The organism is Hungatella sp. (assembly GCF_046966825.1).
On the sequence record NZ_JBKVCZ010000149.1, the window covers coordinates 1 to 15,309 of the forward strand.

Genomic DNA, 15,309 nt, shown 5'->3' on the forward strand with positions numbered 1-15,309 from the left:
TCGGAGTAACAGGATTTGAACCTGCGACCTCTCGGCCCCCAGCCGAGCGCGCTACCAAGCTACGCCATACTCCGTTTCTGGTCACTATGGTATTATAGCAGAAAGTTTGCGATTTGAAAAGTATATTTGTTGAAATATTTTATATTTTAAGATATGATGGTAAGGACGATATGATTCATGGAGAAAAGACAGGTGAGAAAGAATATGAAACCGATCGTGAGTTTTGATGTAGATATGACACTTTTGGACCATAAGGACTGGACGATACCGGACAGCGCCATGGAGACCCTGGAACGGCTCCGGGAAAATTACACCATTGTGCTGGCCACCGGACGCGACATGGATTCCAGCTTCAGCGTCGTGTTAAAGGAACAGATCAGGCCGGATGCCATCATTCATTTGAATGGAACGAAGATTACGGTGGGGGACACGATTATATACGAGCATCTGTTTGATAAGGAACTGATGAAAAAGATCATTGCCTATGCACAGGAGGATGCAGCCTGCAGCGTGGGAGCCAGTGTGGGCGGGTATGATTACTACGTGCATCCGGAAGTGGTGAACCGCCACGATACGGATCTGTGGGGAGAATGCGGACGCCGGTTTGCGGACCCGTGGAAGCTTCCTGATTTGGATGTCAGGACAATGGCATACATTGGAGATGAAAAGGGTGCAAAGGCCATGGGGGCCCGGTTTCCCGAGGTAAATGTGCACATGTTCGCGGAAAAACGGGGCGCGGATGTGGTGGAGAAGACAGCCAGCAAGGCTATGGGGCTGATCCGCCTCTGCGACTATTTTAATATCCCTCTTTCCAGTACGGTGGCGTTTGGGGACAGCATGAACGATTACGATATCGTGAAGACGGCAGGCATCGGAATCGCCATGGGAAACGCCATGGAAGAGCTCAAGGAAGCCGCGGATTATGTGACTGATGCCGTGGATTCGGACGGAATCCGCAATGCCTGTGTGCATTTTGGGCTGATCCGGTTATAAGGGTGTGTGGCATTACTTTTATGAAAATATACAGGGAAGGAAATAAGTAGCATGGCAAAACATTATGATATTTTTATCATAGGCGGCGGGCCTGGCGGTTATACGGCTGCGCTTAAGGCAGCAGGGCTGGGGCTTAAGACTGCAATTGCAGAGAAGGAAAAACTGGGCGGGACCTGTGTCAATAAGGGGTGTATTCCGACGAAGGCTCTGCTTCATGCCTCCAGTATGTTTGCAGCGTTTCAGAGCTGTGATGTTTTTGGAGTATCGGCTGATTTCATTTCTTTTGACTTTAAGAAAATGCAGGACTATAAGAAACGTTCTGTAAAAGAGTACCGGAAGGAAGTTCGGGAATCGATTGAAAATGCGGGGGTCGACTATATCGAGGGAACGGCAACGATCCGCCGGGGACGGACCGTGGAGGTCAACAGTCCATCAGGTAAAGACTATTACGAGGCAGATCACATCATTATCGCAACGGGGGCGAAACCGGTGATACCGGATATTCCGGGAGCGATGCTGCCGGGCGTTCTGACGAGTGACCGGCTGCTGGCTTCCGATACCTGGAATTACGACCGTCTCACGATCATTGGCGGCGGTGTGATCGGAGTAGAATTCGCAACGATATTCCAGGCGCTGTGCTCCCATGTGACGATCATCGAAAGCCGGGAGCATTTACTGGGACCTATGGACAACGAAGTTTCCGAGGTCCTGGAAAATGAACTGAGACGGAAAGGAATCGCTGTCCAGTGTGAGGCAAAGGTCCTGGAAATCCGCGAGGAGGAACAGGGACTCATCTGCGTTTACGAGGCGGGGGGAGAGGTACGGACGATCCGTTCCGGCCAGATTCTCCTGGCAGCAGGCCGAAAGCCGAATCTGGACGGACTTTTTGGACGGGATGTCAGCCTTGCCATGGAAGACGGATGTCTTAAGACGGATTCGGAGTTTCGGACCAGTGAACCCGGCATTTACGCCATCGGCGATGTGACGGCCGGCAAGATGCTGGCTCATGTGGCGGCGGCCGAGGGTACTTATGTGGTTGAAAAGATCGTGGGTGTGCATCACACCATACGGCTTTCCGTGGTTCCGAACGGCATGTTTGTGGAACTTCCGGTCGTGCCGGGATGCATTTATACCGAGCCGGAGATTGCTTCTGTCGGAATTACGGTGGAAGAAGCGAAGGCCCATAACATGAAGGTGCGCTGCGGGCGCTACTCCATGAGCGGTAATGGCAAATCCATCATTACCAGAGAACAGAGCGGATTTATTCATCTGATTTTTGAGGAATATTCCGGGACCATTGTCGGCGCTCAGATCGTCTGTCCGCGGGCCACTGATATGATCAGTGAGATGGCGACTGCTATCGCAAATGGCCTGACAGCGGATCAGCTCATGCTTGCCATGAGGGCCCATCCGACTTACAGCGAGGGCATAACGGCGGCAATCGAGAATTATTATGAAGCAAAAGGAGACGAAAGGTTATGATTCAAGAGAGAATTGCAGCATTACGAAGCCTGATGGCGGAGCGCCAGATTGACGCTTACATGATTCCAACCTCCGATTTTCATGAGTCGGAATACGTGGGCGATTATTTTAAATGCAGGAAATTTATAACTGGTTTTACAGGGTCCGCCGGTACGGCGATTATCACGCAGACAGAGGCGAGACTCTGGACCGACGGCCGGTATTTCGTACAGGCGGCGAAGCAGCTGGAGGGAACCGGCGTGCTCCTCATGAAATCGGGTCAGGAGGGCGTTCCGACCGAGGAAGAGTATCTGGCAGAGGTTATGCCTCAGAACGGAACCCTGGGTTTCGACGGCCGTGTCGTCAACAGCCAGCTGGGAGAGAAGCTGGAAGAACTTCTGGAAGACAAGCACGTGAAATTTTCCTGGAAGGAAGATCTGGTGGATCTAATCTGGGAAGACCGTCCGGCGTTATCTGCTGAACCGGTCTGGATTTTAAAAGAAAACTACGCGGGTAAATCAGCAGCGGATAAGATTGCTGATTTAAGGGAAGCGATGAAGAAGGAGAAGACCACGGTCCACGTCCTCACCACGCTTGATGATATCGTGTGGCTGTTAAATATCCGTGGAAATGACGTTGTATGCAATCCCGTAGTCCTTTCCTATGCATTGGTGACGATGGAACGGTTCTATTTATTTATCAATGAGGCGGTTCTGGACAGCGAAGTGAAATCCTATTTAAAAGAGCTGGGCGTTACCGTACGGCCGTATAATGATATTTACGATGCGGTGAGCCAGTTAAAGGGGCAGAAGGTGCTTCTGGAGACAGCGAAGACCAACTATGCGATCATCAGCAATCTGGATGAATCCAATGCAGTTGTTGACCGTATGAATCCGACTGCTCCGGCCAAAGCAGTCAAAAATCCGGTTGAGATCGAAAATATGAAGAAGGCCCATATCAAAGACGGTGTGGCCATGGCGAAGTTTATCTGCTGGCTGAAAAAGAATATTGGAAAGCAGACGATCACCGAGCTTGACGCGGAGCATTACCTGGATAATCTGCGCGCAGAGCAGGAGGGAAATCTGGGACTTTCGTTCCATACCATATCCGCTTATGGGGCAAATGCGGCGATGTGCCACTATTCCGCGACGCCGGAGAGCAATGCGGCTTTGGAGCCTAAAGGACTCTATCTGGTAGATTCTGGCGGACAGTATTATGAGGGAACAACCGATGTGACGAGAACGATCTCCCTGGGAGAGACGACGGAAGCAGAACGGGAACATTTTACCCTGAGCGTCATCAGTATGCTGCGTCTGGCCGCTGTAAAGTTCTTATATGGGTGCAGAGGACTTACCCTGGATTATGTGGCGAGAGAGCCGCTCTGGAGCAGAGGACTGAACTTTGACCACGGAACCGGCCATGGAGTAGGTTACCTGTTAAATGTTCACGAACGCCCCAACGGTATTCGCTGGCGTATGGTGCCGGAGCGTCAGGACAACTGCGTACTGGAAGAAGGCATGGTGACTTCCGACGAGCCGGGCATATATATTGAAGGCAGCCACGGCGTACGTACGGAAAATCTTATTGTCTGCAAGAAGGCAGAGAAGAACGAATACGGCCAGTTTATGGAATTTGAGTTTCTGACCTTTGTGCCGATTGATTTGGAAGCACTCGATAAATCCCTGATGAACGAGCGGGATGTGGAACTTTTAAACAGCTATCACAGCGCAGTATATGAGAAGATATCCCCGTATTTGACAGCGGAAGAGGCCGAATGGCTGAAGGAAAATACGAGGGCGATATAAGCAGGAGTAAATAAAAAAGGCATATAAACGATATAAGGCGGAGCCATGCGGTGTGGATCCTGTCAGGGGCGGTGAAAAATAGATTTTCATCGTCTTCCTGACGGGAATTCACGATCGCTATGGTTCCGCCTGTTTTGGGGTTATTTCTTTACGAAGCCGCATCAGAAGCGGAATAATCGCTTCCCAATCCTCGTGATTCAGTTCTTTCAGCAACTCCACGGCCCTGCGGAACTGTGGCGGTTCCGCCATTTCGGTATCAAAGAATTCCAGCGGCGTAATTTCCAGGTAATCGCATATTTCGAAGAATTGTTTCATGGAAGGCATGGAGCGGCCAGAGGAAATACCCTGAATGTAACTCTTATTTTTACCAAGATCCAGACTCATCTGGTATTCTGAGACATCCTTTTTTAAACGGAGCTCTGTAATTCTGTTTCTGACAAACTGTTCATTCATTCTTATCACCTCTATGGTTAATCATAAAGGATAATCTTTCCCAACATTCCGTTTTATATGCGTAATAATGGCAGAAAAATCGGTTGCATATACGGATAAAAAGCGTTATTATATAAGTTAGAAAAACGAAAGAGAATGATAAAAAGAAAGTGCGTGCCTATAGGGCGAGAGGATGTCCGATGACAGAATATTTAAAAAAGAGGAAGGATAAATGGTCCTGGAAAAACTGGGCTTTTTTATGCGGCCTCATCTATATCCTGATTATGGCGGGAATGTTTGGCTGCAGCCGAATGCAGTCCGGAGGGGCGGCAGGCGGCTTGATCGCGGCTGTGTTTGTTGTATCTTTGGCGGCAATGGCCGTGATGACTGTGATTTCTTATCCGGTGAGGAGGGAAAAAGAGATAATGCAGGAGTGTGGCCAGGAGCAGGACGGGCAGGAGGTGCGGGATGCATTGTACCGGAGACTGGGGGAGTTTGCCGATACGGTCCTGTTTGAGTATCGATACCGGGATGGAGCGATTCTATTTACACCGAACGCTTCCGGTCAGATCGAGATTCCGGTTTTAAAGAGTGTGCTGGAGAAATACGTGAAGCGTCCGCCGGCGCAGGGCGAAAACAGATGCTTTGAGTTTCGTATGAAAGCGAATATGGAAGAATATCGCTGGTGTATCTGTCACATCAGGGTAGAGTACGACGGGGCGGATACACCTGTTTGTCTGATCGGAAAACTGGATGATATCACCAAACAGAAGGAGCGGGAGGAGCAGCTTCTCTTTCAGTCCACCAGAGACGGTTTAACCGGCGTGTATAATAAGACGGCATTTGAATATATGATGGAAGAAACCTTAAAAAGAGGCAGCCGCGGCTGTTTATATATGATCGATATTGATAATTTCAAGGATGTGAATGATCAGTACGGCCATCCGGCCGGGGATAAGATTCTCGTTAAAATAGGGGAACTGCTGCGTGAAATTTTCCGGGATTCCGACTTGATTGGCCGGGTGGGAGGCGATGAATTCGTGGTCTATTCCGAGTGCGGCGAGACGAAAACAAGGGCGATGAAGCTTTTAAACGGCACAGCGGATTTTACAAAGGAGGGCGAGCACCGGATTTCTGTGAGTATCGGAATCGCAGCAAGCACCGGTGAGCTGGACGAAGAGTATCAGGAACTGTTTTCCAAAGCCGATCAGGCGATGTACCGGGCGAAACAGGAGGGGAAAAACCGGATTGCCTGGTATGAGGAGTAGACGAGAAGAAGAGAAGTAAAAAGAGGATTGGAATAAGGATAAGAAAAAATGGCTGCGTGGAAAACGCGGCCATTTTTTGCGCAGCGGGCAGTAAGATGGGGGAAATGATAAGGAGGGATTTCTAATTCTGATCGTCGGGCAGATCTACCAGAGTGTAGGCGTGGTTGATGCAGGGTAAGAAAATTTCGATAATGTTCGAGGTGCGGATTTTTAAACTGGACGTATTGATACAGGGATGACAGCCGAGAAATTCCTGTTCAAGAATAGCCTTGTCAATCAGCAGGCGGACACGGTTTTCTTTATCATTCATCAGGCCCAGAACGGAGACGGAGCCAGGCGTTATGTTCAGATACTCTTCCATAAATTCCGGTTCTGCAAATGAGAGTCTGGCTGATCCGATTTGTTTTGACAGGACTGCCGTCCGAAATTTTTTATGTCCCGATATCATGAGAAGATAAAAACAGTTTTTCTGTGCATTGCGCAGAAATAAATTTTTACAGATATTTGTGTTTAAAAGCGTATCGATATCATGGCATGCTTCTATCGTAGCGGTCGGATCATGATCCAGACGCTGATAGGTAATTCCCAGCTTGTCCAGGAGATCGTAAGTGTGTATCTCTTTATTAAGACGCCCGGCAGGATTTGCGGGCCGTCCGGTATATAGGGTACGGTCTAAGTGAAAGTCTGGTATGGGGGTAACACATTCTCCAGGAGTAATATTTGTCATATGGAGTGCCTCTTTCTGTTTGAAATCTGTCAAAGGAGTAATAAGAATCCTGGTGTTATTATACTAGAGTGTGGGAAAAATGCAAGTGTAAGCAGAGAGGTAAGCAGAACGGACGGAGGAGACGGATAAATGGGCCGTGATTTGTAACTGATACAGGATTGACGGGGCAATGTTTTTTTCGATGGTTTTATACAGCGTCTTGTATTATAATAAGTTTTATAGAGGGAATGGTTATCGATTGATTGTAACGATAGAATGGCTTTTGCTGAATATTATATTTAGGAAGTTATCATATTTGGCAGTTTAGCAGCGGAAAGTGTTGGAGGGAGCCAAATACGCCATGAACATAAAAGAAGAAAAAGGAAGGCAAAATCAAATGATTGAAAACCGGCTGAAAGCGGAAAGACCGAGATTAGTGACAGAAAAGGCGACAAAAGGAAAGCGTGATGATAAAGCTGCAAAAGACAGCAGCTCAAGGCAGGAGAAGAATAAAGCGTCCAATACAGGCAGGAAGATGGGACGAAAGCCGGATTCGGGGGAGAAATCATCGGATCAGAAAAAAGGGCCTAAAAAGGAGCAAAGAGCAGGCGGAAAAGGAAACTGGGGCAATGACAGCCAGAAACCGAAGTACGATACAGGCAGGAACAGAGCTTCTGGCGGGAACTCCAATTTACAGAGCAGGGAAGGAATAAAAGTGGACAGGCAGCCAGTCAGAAAGAATACTTCTGCATGTCCTGTGTTTCTGCGCTGCGGCGGATGTCAGCTTCTGGATATGCCTTATGAAAAACAGCTGAAGATCAAGCAGACAAAGCTGGAGGAACTGTTGAAGCCCTATTGTAAGGTGCAGCCAATTATTGGAATGAAGGATCCTTTCCATTACAGAAACAAGGTACACGCTGTTTTTGACCATGATAAAAAGGGAAATCCTGTTTCAGGGGTGTACGAGGCGAATACTCATCGTGTCGTTCCCGTAGAGTCCTGTCTGATTGAGGATCAAAAAGCGGACGAGATTATTGGAACCATCAGAGGCATGTTAAAATCATTTAAGATTAAAACGTATGATGAGGACACGGGATATGGTCTCCTTCGTCATGTCCTGATACGGCGGGGATTCACAACGGGTGAAATTATGGTCGTTCTGGTTACCGCTTCTCCTGTATTTCCTTCAAAAAATAATTTTGTACGGGCATTGAGAGAAAAGCACCCGGAAATTACGACGATTGTTCAGAATGTAAACGGCAGGGACACCAGTATGGTACTCGGTGACCGGGAGAATGTGCTGTACGGCAAAGGCTATATTGAGGACATCCTGTGCGGCTTCCGTTTCCGGATCTCTTCTAAATCATTTTATCAGGTAAATCCGGTACAGACAGAGGTGCTCTATCGGAAAGCGATGGAGCTGGCCGCACTTAAGGGGAAAGAAACGGTGATTGACGCGTACTGCGGTATTGGTACGATTGGGATCGTGGCAAGCCAGGAGGCAGGCCAGGTGATCGGCGTGGAATTAAACCGCGATGCAGTGCGGGACGCAGCTCAGAATGCTAAGATCAATGGGATTAAGAATGTGCAGTTCTATTGTAATGATGCCGGTGCGTTCATGAGCAGGATGGCGGACAATGGAGAACACGCCGATGTCGTCTTTATGGATCCGCCAAGGAGTGGAAGCACGGAAGAATTTATTCAGGCGGTAGTTAAGATGAAACCGGAAAAAGTGGTCTATGTGTCATGCGGCCCGGATACGCTGGCCAGAGATTTGGCGGTGTTTAGGAAGATGGGGTATGAGGCGAAAGCTGCGTGGGGGGTGGATATGTTTCCGGGGACGGAGCATGTCGAGTGTATAATACAGATGCGGAATTGTGGTTTGAAGAAAAAATAAGGGAATAAACCACAAGATATAGTGGTTTTTGGCGAAAAAACGAGGCGAAAATCGAGTGAAAAATGGCCGATTTTTACCCCGTTTTTTTGGGCCTTCCACAGATGGCAAAGGGGAATTCACAGATGGAAAGGGAAAATTCAGAGGATAGACGGCATATAAAAACGTTTATCCTTTTTGCATATAGATCGTTTTGTCACACAGAAAATTAATAGGGGGCTGCGGTCCTTTGCAATGAGCTAAGGAGAAGTTTTGGAGGAGATTAATGTAGATTGGGATGACAGGTGGCTGCTGGGGACGACTCGGTGGCCCATTTTTATTATCAGTTTTTAATAGAAAGCCGCCGATTGTTTGTTGGTTTTCGGAATAGCTTTTCTGGAGAAAGCCGGTATAATGCTTTATTGAAAAATGAACAGAAGGAGGGATAAGGAAACAGTGCCATTGCAGAAGCCAAGAAAAGGGACAGCCAAAGAGAAAAGAAACTGCTGGTCGAGGGGAAACGGACCGTATAGCTACAGAGGGGAGCTGAAGCACGGGCTTTCCCTGAACAGGAGGTATCTGAACAGGGAGGTCCGCCGTTACACAGGGGAAGCACTGAAAGGAAATCAATACCGGAAAATATGCAAGACAGTCTATATGGTGGATTTTACTTGAGCCATGCTCTTCATGTTTGAGGAACATGGCTTTCCATCCATATAGTCATAAATCTGTTCGTAATTCATAGAAGGAGGAATGGGATCCATGAAAAAAAGAAATCTATTCAGTGAAATGCCCGAAACGAGTTCAGTTTGGCGATCCGATGTATTTTGAAGAATACGAGGGGAGGAAGCTGGAAAGTCTCGTGGTGGATTGCAAACCGCCACGAGGCTTTGTGGCAAAGGTTGTTTTAGTGGAAGAGCCAATGAAGGAATATCCGGATGAGATGTCTCGCACGATGACGCTTTATATGGCTCCGAAGGAAACCATCGACACCTACGTGGATGGCTATATGTACGAAGGTCAGGATGTTAAGGAAAAAGAAATTGGAGTTGATACTGCAAAATACCTGCTCCATGTGGACGGACGCTATGAAGAAATTCATACGGGTGCGGATGGTTATTGGGGAAATCATCTGGAGTTTTCACGCGGACAGGGGAAATCCCGGATTCTGGATGCGATAACAGTCTCAGTGTGTATGCCGGAGTTTGAAGATTTTGAAAGCATGAAGCGTCTGACAGGCTATATTTTTTTAGATGCCCAGCTTTTAGCGGAACCAGATAGCCAGACCGAACAGATAAAAATGGAATAGCAGATAACAAACGGAATAAAGGTGCGTTTATACCGAAATGGATTTAGGGTTCTATGTATATCCAGAAGTGAAGGAAATACCAGATGGAAGTGAGGAATTATGCCAATGAAAGATTATGAAGTGAACACCGCCGTATTATTTCATACCGGTTTTAATGACGGGGAATGCAACCGCCTGATGTTTGAAGGGATGAAAGAAAAAATCATCGAGGACATCAGGAGTGCATTCGAGAAAGACGGAACACTCTCCCAAAATATCACCAGCAATCTGGATTTTACATTTTCTGGATACAAGGTGAAGGTGGAGTACGCGTTCTCGTGTCATGATGAAAACGAGGCTGAAGCGGAAAGCTTTTCAAATTACTGTCTGCAGAATATCCGGCAGGGATTGGAGGAACAGGGATACACGATGGAAAAGGTCACTTGTGAAGCGAGTGAGATGGATATGACGTGGCTGGATCGAATGGAAGAAATATGGTTTGGATAATTAAAAGGAGGCTAAGACAATGATGCATTATGAGCGTGTAAGAACCGATTTATCACAGGCAGAAAGAACAATAAAAACAGCTCTGAGATCCACGGTCGATTCGGAAGCAGAAAAAACGGCGCTGGAGGAAGCGCTGGGTCTGGTTCAGCAGGCAAGGGATATCTGCCGGGTGGCGCAGAAGGCGTCCATTCAGGTACAGATTACACAGGGCATGGAAATGCAATAATGGAAGGGCAACAGTAATAAAAATATCCAGAGAAAAATGGAACGAGCTTCCGTTTCTCTCTTTCACATAGATGGTCCCAAAGACCGCGGGCAGGCAGTTATGTTCATTTTACATTTGAGCATAGCTGCTTTTTTATTGCCCAAAACCAGTAAAACACAATGTAAGGAAGGACTGAGAACCATGAGTACAAGATTTTTAGGAGGAACGTCAATGGCGGACTTGGAGCGGGTTATGCAGCAGGCACCAGGATTCCGGCCGAGGAAAAGCGGAATCATACGAAGCCATTACCCGATATCCCATGAGGCGAAGCCATGCGAAGGGTGTCAGTATGCAGCGGTTAAGACGGCAGAGGAGGAAGATGGCGGAGAACAGGTCTCCTTTTCCTATGGAGTTTTACTTGCGTTGTTAACCGAGGAGTTACCATCGTGTGCGCTGACTGTGAGGATAGGAAGGCTCCAGGCAGAGGTTGCCGGGAGAAATCCCAGCCCATTTGAGACCGAAGAGCATAGACGCCGGTTCCAGGCGCTGGTGCGCTGCGGCTCCTATCCCGGTATTCGCACCGATTCCGGATTTGCGGCCGCACTTTTCCTGCTGAGCTCTGACTCCCATCTTTGGGGGCTGGCTGGCCCCTTTGTGGAAGAACGGACCATCGATTACAGTCGGTTCCGCCTGCGCGGGTCAGACTTAGATGGCTATGCGCTCTATTGTGTGGCGAAGGAACTGTATACCGGGAAAGCTTATGTGACGCTCTCGGAGCTGGGAGATCCGGAGCTGTTTCATGATGGTCTGCTGCGTTTGATTGTCCATGCCATCTTAATCAGCCGGCATGGAGTGAAGGGGGTCATCAGCGAGGAGGAAATCAGATGTTAGCGATTCAAATTGGATATGGTAATGGAAAATCAGAAGAAATGGTATTTCCACTGGACGATGCCGGAAAGAGCAAAATCGATGCACTCAGAGAGGAAGCGGAAGGCGGAAACGAAGAATTGACCATCCGATCTTCCCGATCCTCTGTCCAGAAGCTGCCGTCCTGCATCAACGGGATGGAGTTTGACAGGCAGTCCCAAAAGGAACTGGAGTTTTTAAATGAGCGTTTCGGACATTTGACAAGGGCGGAACAGGACATTCTTTCTGCCATGCTGGAGATGGAGGAGCCGGAAACATTAAAGGAAATCATCAATCTGTCCTATAACCTGAGTAATTATGAGCTGTTAAGGGATGTCAGCGATTCCGGCAGGATTGCGGCGGAACTGCTGTCCAGAGATAAGAAAATCGAAGTTCCAGAAGAGCTATGGTCGATGCTGGACTTTGAACGGATCCGGGAACGCTATTTTGACACGCACCAGGGAGCATACGGCCCCAGCGGCCTGGTGTTAAAATGCGAGGAGAAGGAATTTACCCAGGTATATGACCGGTTTTTGCCGGATCCAGGCTATGAGAAAGACGGCCTGTTCCTGGTGCATCTGTATCGGATGTCTGGTAACAAGCCGTTGCATTACACCATATCCCTGCCGGCAGAGGAAGAAAAACAAAGCATGGCCAAGCAGGCTCTGGGAATCCGGGATTTTTCCGAGTGCAGGATGAATCAGTACGGCGGCTCCCTGGATGAGTTGAAGGGTTATCTTCCGTTAGCAAAGGATGTAGAATCATTGAACCAGTTTGCAAAGCTGTTAAAGGAGCAGGTGTTAGCCGATGGACTCCAGAACGTGAACCGGTTGATGGCGGCCCTGGAGGCGGAGTGTTCGCGGAGCATGGAAGATGCGGCAATGGTTGCGAAGAATCTGAGTCGGTATCAGATCATGGAGGAGATGAAATCCCCGGATGCGTATGCCAGATTTAAAATGGAACAGGACGGTTCGGTGTTTGCCACATCTATCTGTAGGAATTATCTGGACTGGTACGGATTAGGGGAGGAGCTGCTGAAACGGGATGGTGTCATGATGACGGCACATGGTCTGGTGACCTGTGAGGACTGGTGCTGTGAAAGGCTCCCGGATGAGGTTGTGGTAACCCGCCTGTACAGTCCGTTGGCCGGAACCATTGAGGATGAGGAGGAATACAGCTCCACGCTGCCTGCTCTCAGCCTGCCCGGTTATGAATACGACATCAAAAAAGCCATCCAAGGAGATTACATTCAGGGGGTGCGAAGCGGTCTTGCTGAATACATGGATCATCAGTTATTAAAACAGAGGGTTATCAGTATGTTCCCCACCGTAGAAAGCTACCAATATAAGCTCTGGGGGGTACTGGAGGTCAAAAGCTGGGGAAAGCTGCAGCCGGAGGAATGGGAATTTATAAAGGACCAGTGGGCCGGGCAGGCGGCCGATGGATGGGGCGAAGGCTTTGAGCAGCGCGAGATCGACTGTGGAGAAGGGGTATCCCTTTATGTCCATTTCTATACAGGTGAAATGAGGATTCAGACAGAACAGGAATTGAAAGGGATTGCAAAGGAGCAGCCGGAAATGCAAATGGGAGGAATGGCTTGATGGAACAAAAGATGGGAGTTTTGCTGCGTATCTGTGAAAATGAGTGGTTTTACCATGACGCAGTGGATCTTCCGAGCCATTGGGAAGCAATCAAAGATGTATATCAGCGGGCCAGGGTTGCGGATGTTCATTCTTATGAGTTGAGGTATTTTAAGGGATGGCCTGACTTTCTGGTACCCATTTTACAGCACGCAAAGGGAACCCTGGCGGAAGCCAATCTGCTGGCATTCCGGCTGTCACAATTGTCAGAGAAGGAATTGTGGACTTATGAAGCGGCGCTTAAGCTGTTACCGGACCGGACAATGAAAACAATCATCAACGCCACCTACAATCTGAACTGCTTTGATTTCCTACCGGGCATTATCTGCGATGAAGCAATCGGAGAGATGACGCTTGCGAATAACCTGGAGCCGATTCTCCTGGGACTTTCGGAGGAGGTATATGCCCTGTTGGATGAAAAGAAGGTGGGAGCTTTTATCCGGGAGCGGGAGAAGGGAGTATTTACGGGAAATGGATACGGTTACAGCAACGGAGAATCGTGGAAGGAGGTTTATGATAAATTTGATTTTTCTGAACCATTGGAGGGGTGCCGGGGGTTATTATCTTTGTACCTGATGCCGGAAAAATCCTATGGAAATAAGGAACAGTCCGAATGGCTGGAATTGCCTTGTGGCGAAGCAGAGAGCAGAACAGTTCTTGGGCGGTTAGGAGTGGAATCCCTGGAACAGTGTAAGATTTTGGAAATCCGAAGCGCAGTCCCACATTTTGAGTCCTTCTTGAGCCGGGAGGAGACAGTTTCCCATTTTAACCGGCTGGCAACAGAACTGTCAAAACTACCGGAGAAGGAACTGCTCAAATTGAAAGCTGTAGTGGAAGCAGAGGAATGTGATTCCGTTGGACAAGCGTTAGAGCTGATCCGTCAGTTGGAACGGTATGAATTGGATGTCCATATGACTTCGTACGCAAAGTATGGCCGGGAGTGCCTGGAGGGAATGGAAATCGATATATCAGGAGAGGCATTCCGGGATTTCGATTTTGATCTATATGGAATGGAGGAGTGTACGCGGCTCGGCAAAGCATTGACAAAATACGGGGCGTTGCAACGCGAACCGGCCTTTGAACTGGAACTAAAGGAGGACGGTCTGCGGATGAGTGGAATGGAGTGAAGGAACGTAAAGACAGAAAAAAATATGCGTAGAAGGGAGGCGCTGTCTTATCAATAGTTTTATTTCCTGGGTAGGAGGGAAAAAGGCGCTGCGCAGCACAATCTATGAGCTGTTTCCGGTGGGGTATGGGCGATATATCGAAGTGTTTGGCGGCGGAGGCTGGGTGCTTTTCGGCAGACCGCCGGATCCGGGTGTGATGGAGGTGTACAACGACTTTAACTCCAATCTGGTCAACCTTTACTATTGTGTGAAGAACCATACCATGGAGCTGCTGCGTCTGTTGGGCTTTCTTCCCTTAAACAGCCGGGATGAATTCAATGTGCTCCGCCGGTTTCTGGAAAAACAGGAGTTTGACCTGGCGTTCTTATCGCAGGAGCTGGACCTTGCCAGACATAACCTCCCTGATCCGGAGTTTGAGGAAATCCGCTCGTTGATGCTGGAACATGCGAGTATTGGGGATGTTCAGAAAGCGGCGGCGTTCTACAAGCTGATCCGATACAGCTATGGGAGCGGCTGCACTTCCTTTGGCTGCCAGCCCTTTGATGTGCGTAAGACCTTCCATTTAATCTGGCAGGCATCCAACCGCTTAGCGAATACCGTGATTGAGAATAAAGATTTTGAGGCGCTAATCCGACAGTATGACCGGGAGAACGCCTTTTTTTATTGTGATCCGCCTTACTACATGACAGAGGACCATTACGAGGTGGAGTTTCCCAAGCCGGATCATGTGCGGCTGCGGGATGCTTTGACAAGGTGTCTGGGAAAATGGATGGTCAGCTACAATGACTGTGCCTATATCCGGGAACTGTATCAGGATTACCACATCACGGCGGTTACCAGAATCAACAACCTGGCGCAGCGGTATGATCGGGGCTGTGAATTCCCGGAGGTGATTATTACCAACTATGATCCGATGGAGAGAAAGAAGTCCGGTCCCCAGCAGATGGATTTGTTCTCGGCAGGGCTGATGGGAGGGGATGGATGAATTGAAGGAGATTGAAAAGCTCCGGTGGATGAAGGAGCGGATTGCAGAGGAGACAGGGGGAAAGCAGTGGCTGTCAACCGGAATCGGTCTGCCTCTGATGGTGAAAATGCAGG

At 48.5% G+C, this 15,309-nt stretch carries 15 protein-coding genes and 1 tRNA gene; 13 read left to right on the forward strand and 3 right to left on the reverse strand.

The window, feature by feature from the left end:
• Positions 1 to 74, reverse strand: a tRNA-Pro gene (locus tag ACLTD4_RS28535).
• A 103-nt stretch (positions 75 to 177) separates the two neighbouring features.
• On the opposite strand from ACLTD4_RS28535, the gene ACLTD4_RS28540 reads away from it, so the two are divergent.
• From ACLTD4_RS28540 to ACLTD4_RS28550, 3 genes are read left to right on the forward strand one after another with little or no spacing between them, the layout of a single operon-like run.
• Positions 178 to 993, forward strand: coding sequence for an HAD hydrolase family protein (locus ACLTD4_RS28540; RefSeq protein ID WP_081034328.1), 816 nt, complete (start codon positions 178 to 180; stop codon positions 991 to 993).
• 51 nt (positions 994 to 1,044) lie between these two features.
• Positions 1,045 to 2,475 carry a dihydrolipoyl dehydrogenase gene (gene lpdA, locus ACLTD4_RS28545; RefSeq protein ID WP_117622940.1) on the forward strand — a complete coding sequence of 477 codons (1,431 nt, stop codon included), beginning with the start codon at positions 1,045 to 1,047 and terminating at the stop codon, positions 2,473 to 2,475.
• Positions 2,472 to 4,259: an aminopeptidase P family protein gene (locus ACLTD4_RS28550; RefSeq protein WP_117622941.1), complete on the forward strand. Its 1,788-nt coding sequence runs from the start codon at positions 2,472 to 2,474 to the stop codon at positions 4,257 to 4,259. The genes lpdA and ACLTD4_RS28550 overlap by 4 nt, the downstream gene beginning before the upstream one ends.
• A gap of 117 nt (positions 4,260 to 4,376) precedes the next feature.
• On the opposite strand, the gene ACLTD4_RS28555 is transcribed toward ACLTD4_RS28550, so the two are convergent.
• The gene (locus ACLTD4_RS28555) at positions 4,377 to 4,712 is read right to left on the reverse strand and encodes a helix-turn-helix transcriptional regulator (protein WP_002603039.1); all 336 of its coding nucleotides are present in this window, start codon (positions 4,710 to 4,712) and stop codon (positions 4,377 to 4,379) included.
• A 179-nt stretch (positions 4,713 to 4,891) separates the two neighbouring features.
• Between ACLTD4_RS28555 and ACLTD4_RS28560 the strand changes: the two genes are divergently transcribed.
• A complete protein-coding gene (locus ACLTD4_RS28560; RefSeq protein ID WP_117622942.1) occupies positions 4,892 to 5,959 on the forward strand; it encodes a GGDEF domain-containing protein in 1,068 nt (355 codons plus the stop codon).
• A 121-nt stretch (positions 5,960 to 6,080) separates the two neighbouring features.
• Here ACLTD4_RS28560 and ACLTD4_RS28565 read toward each other — a convergent pair whose 3' ends face one another.
• Entirely contained in the window at positions 6,081 to 6,686 is a 606-nt protein-coding gene (locus ACLTD4_RS28565; protein WP_117622943.1) for a prolyl-tRNA synthetase associated domain-containing protein, read from the reverse strand.
• 376 nt (positions 6,687 to 7,062) lie between these two features.
• Between ACLTD4_RS28565 and rlmD the strand changes: the two genes are divergently transcribed.
• From rlmD to ACLTD4_RS28610, 9 genes are all read left to right on the forward strand, one after another.
• Complete coding sequence (gene rlmD, locus ACLTD4_RS28570) at positions 7,063 to 8,562, forward strand: 23S rRNA (uracil(1939)-C(5))-methyltransferase RlmD (RefSeq protein ID WP_181988684.1); 1,500 nt, start codon at positions 7,063 to 7,065, stop codon at positions 8,560 to 8,562.
• A gap of 432 nt (positions 8,563 to 8,994) precedes the next feature.
• The gene (locus ACLTD4_RS28575) at positions 8,995 to 9,213 is read left to right on the forward strand and encodes a hypothetical protein (protein ID WP_117623766.1); all 219 of its coding nucleotides are present in this window, start codon (positions 8,995 to 8,997) and stop codon (positions 9,211 to 9,213) included.
• Positions 9,214 to 9,358: 145 nt separating this feature from the next.
• Positions 9,359 to 9,847, forward strand: a complete 489-nt coding sequence (locus ACLTD4_RS28580) for a hypothetical protein (RefSeq protein WP_117623765.1) — start codon at positions 9,359 to 9,361, stop codon at positions 9,845 to 9,847.
• Positions 9,848 to 9,952: 105 nt separating this feature from the next.
• Positions 9,953 to 10,333, forward strand: a complete 381-nt coding sequence (locus ACLTD4_RS28585) for a hypothetical protein (RefSeq protein WP_117623758.1) — start codon at positions 9,953 to 9,955, stop codon at positions 10,331 to 10,333.
• A 19-nt stretch (positions 10,334 to 10,352) separates the two neighbouring features.
• On the forward strand, positions 10,353 to 10,559 hold the full coding sequence (locus tag ACLTD4_RS28590; RefSeq protein WP_243008357.1) for a hypothetical protein: 207 nt from the start codon (positions 10,353 to 10,355) through the stop codon (positions 10,557 to 10,559).
• Positions 10,560 to 10,769: 210 nt separating this feature from the next.
• The gene (locus ACLTD4_RS28595; protein ID WP_243008358.1) at positions 10,770 to 11,429 is read left to right on the forward strand and encodes a hypothetical protein; all 660 of its coding nucleotides are present in this window, start codon (positions 10,770 to 10,772) and stop codon (positions 11,427 to 11,429) included.
• Complete coding sequence (locus ACLTD4_RS28600) at positions 11,423 to 13,045, forward strand: hypothetical protein (RefSeq protein WP_117623756.1); 1,623 nt, start codon at positions 11,423 to 11,425, stop codon at positions 13,043 to 13,045. The genes ACLTD4_RS28595 and ACLTD4_RS28600 overlap by 7 nt, the downstream gene beginning before the upstream one ends.
• Entirely contained in the window at positions 13,045 to 14,211 is a 1,167-nt protein-coding gene (locus ACLTD4_RS28605) for a hypothetical protein (RefSeq protein ID WP_117623755.1), read from the forward strand. Before ACLTD4_RS28600 ends, ACLTD4_RS28605 begins: the two co-directional genes overlap by 1 nt.
• 49 nt (positions 14,212 to 14,260) lie before the next feature.
• On the forward strand, positions 14,261 to 15,196 hold the full coding sequence (locus ACLTD4_RS28610; RefSeq protein ID WP_117623754.1) for a DNA adenine methylase: 936 nt from the start codon (positions 14,261 to 14,263) through the stop codon (positions 15,194 to 15,196).
• Positions 15,197 to 15,309: the final 113 nt, after the last annotated feature.

Coding starts and splice junctions, on each gene's coding strand:
- ACLTD4_RS28540 (WP_081034328.1), top strand. CDS start 178: ATGGAGAAAAGACAGGTGAGAAAGAATATGAAACCGATCGTGAGTTTT.
- lpdA (WP_117622940.1), top strand. CDS start 1,045: ATGGCAAAACATTATGATATTTTTATCATAGGCGGCGGGCCTGGCGGT.
- ACLTD4_RS28550 (WP_117622941.1), top strand. CDS start 2,472: ATGATTCAAGAGAGAATTGCAGCATTACGAAGCCTGATGGCGGAGCGC.
- ACLTD4_RS28555 (WP_002603039.1), bottom strand. CDS start 4,712: ATGAATGAACAGTTTGTCAGAAACAGAATTACAGAGCTCCGTTTAAAA.
- ACLTD4_RS28560 (WP_117622942.1), top strand. CDS start 4,892: ATGACAGAATATTTAAAAAAGAGGAAGGATAAATGGTCCTGGAAAAAC.
- ACLTD4_RS28565 (WP_117622943.1), bottom strand. CDS start 6,686: ATGACAAATATTACTCCTGGAGAATGTGTTACCCCCATACCAGACTTT.
- rlmD (WP_181988684.1), top strand. CDS start 7,063: ATGATTGAAAACCGGCTGAAAGCGGAAAGACCGAGATTAGTGACAGAA.
- ACLTD4_RS28580 (WP_117623765.1), top strand. CDS start 9,359: ATGTATTTTGAAGAATACGAGGGGAGGAAGCTGGAAAGTCTCGTGGTG.
- ACLTD4_RS28585 (WP_117623758.1), top strand. CDS start 9,953: ATGAAAGATTATGAAGTGAACACCGCCGTATTATTTCATACCGGTTTT.
- ACLTD4_RS28590 (WP_243008357.1), top strand. CDS start 10,353: ATGATGCATTATGAGCGTGTAAGAACCGATTTATCACAGGCAGAAAGA.
- ACLTD4_RS28595 (WP_243008358.1), top strand. CDS start 10,770: ATGGCGGACTTGGAGCGGGTTATGCAGCAGGCACCAGGATTCCGGCCG.
- ACLTD4_RS28600 (WP_117623756.1), top strand. CDS start 11,423: ATGTTAGCGATTCAAATTGGATATGGTAATGGAAAATCAGAAGAAATG.
- ACLTD4_RS28605 (WP_117623755.1), top strand. CDS start 13,045: ATGGAACAAAAGATGGGAGTTTTGCTGCGTATCTGTGAAAATGAGTGG.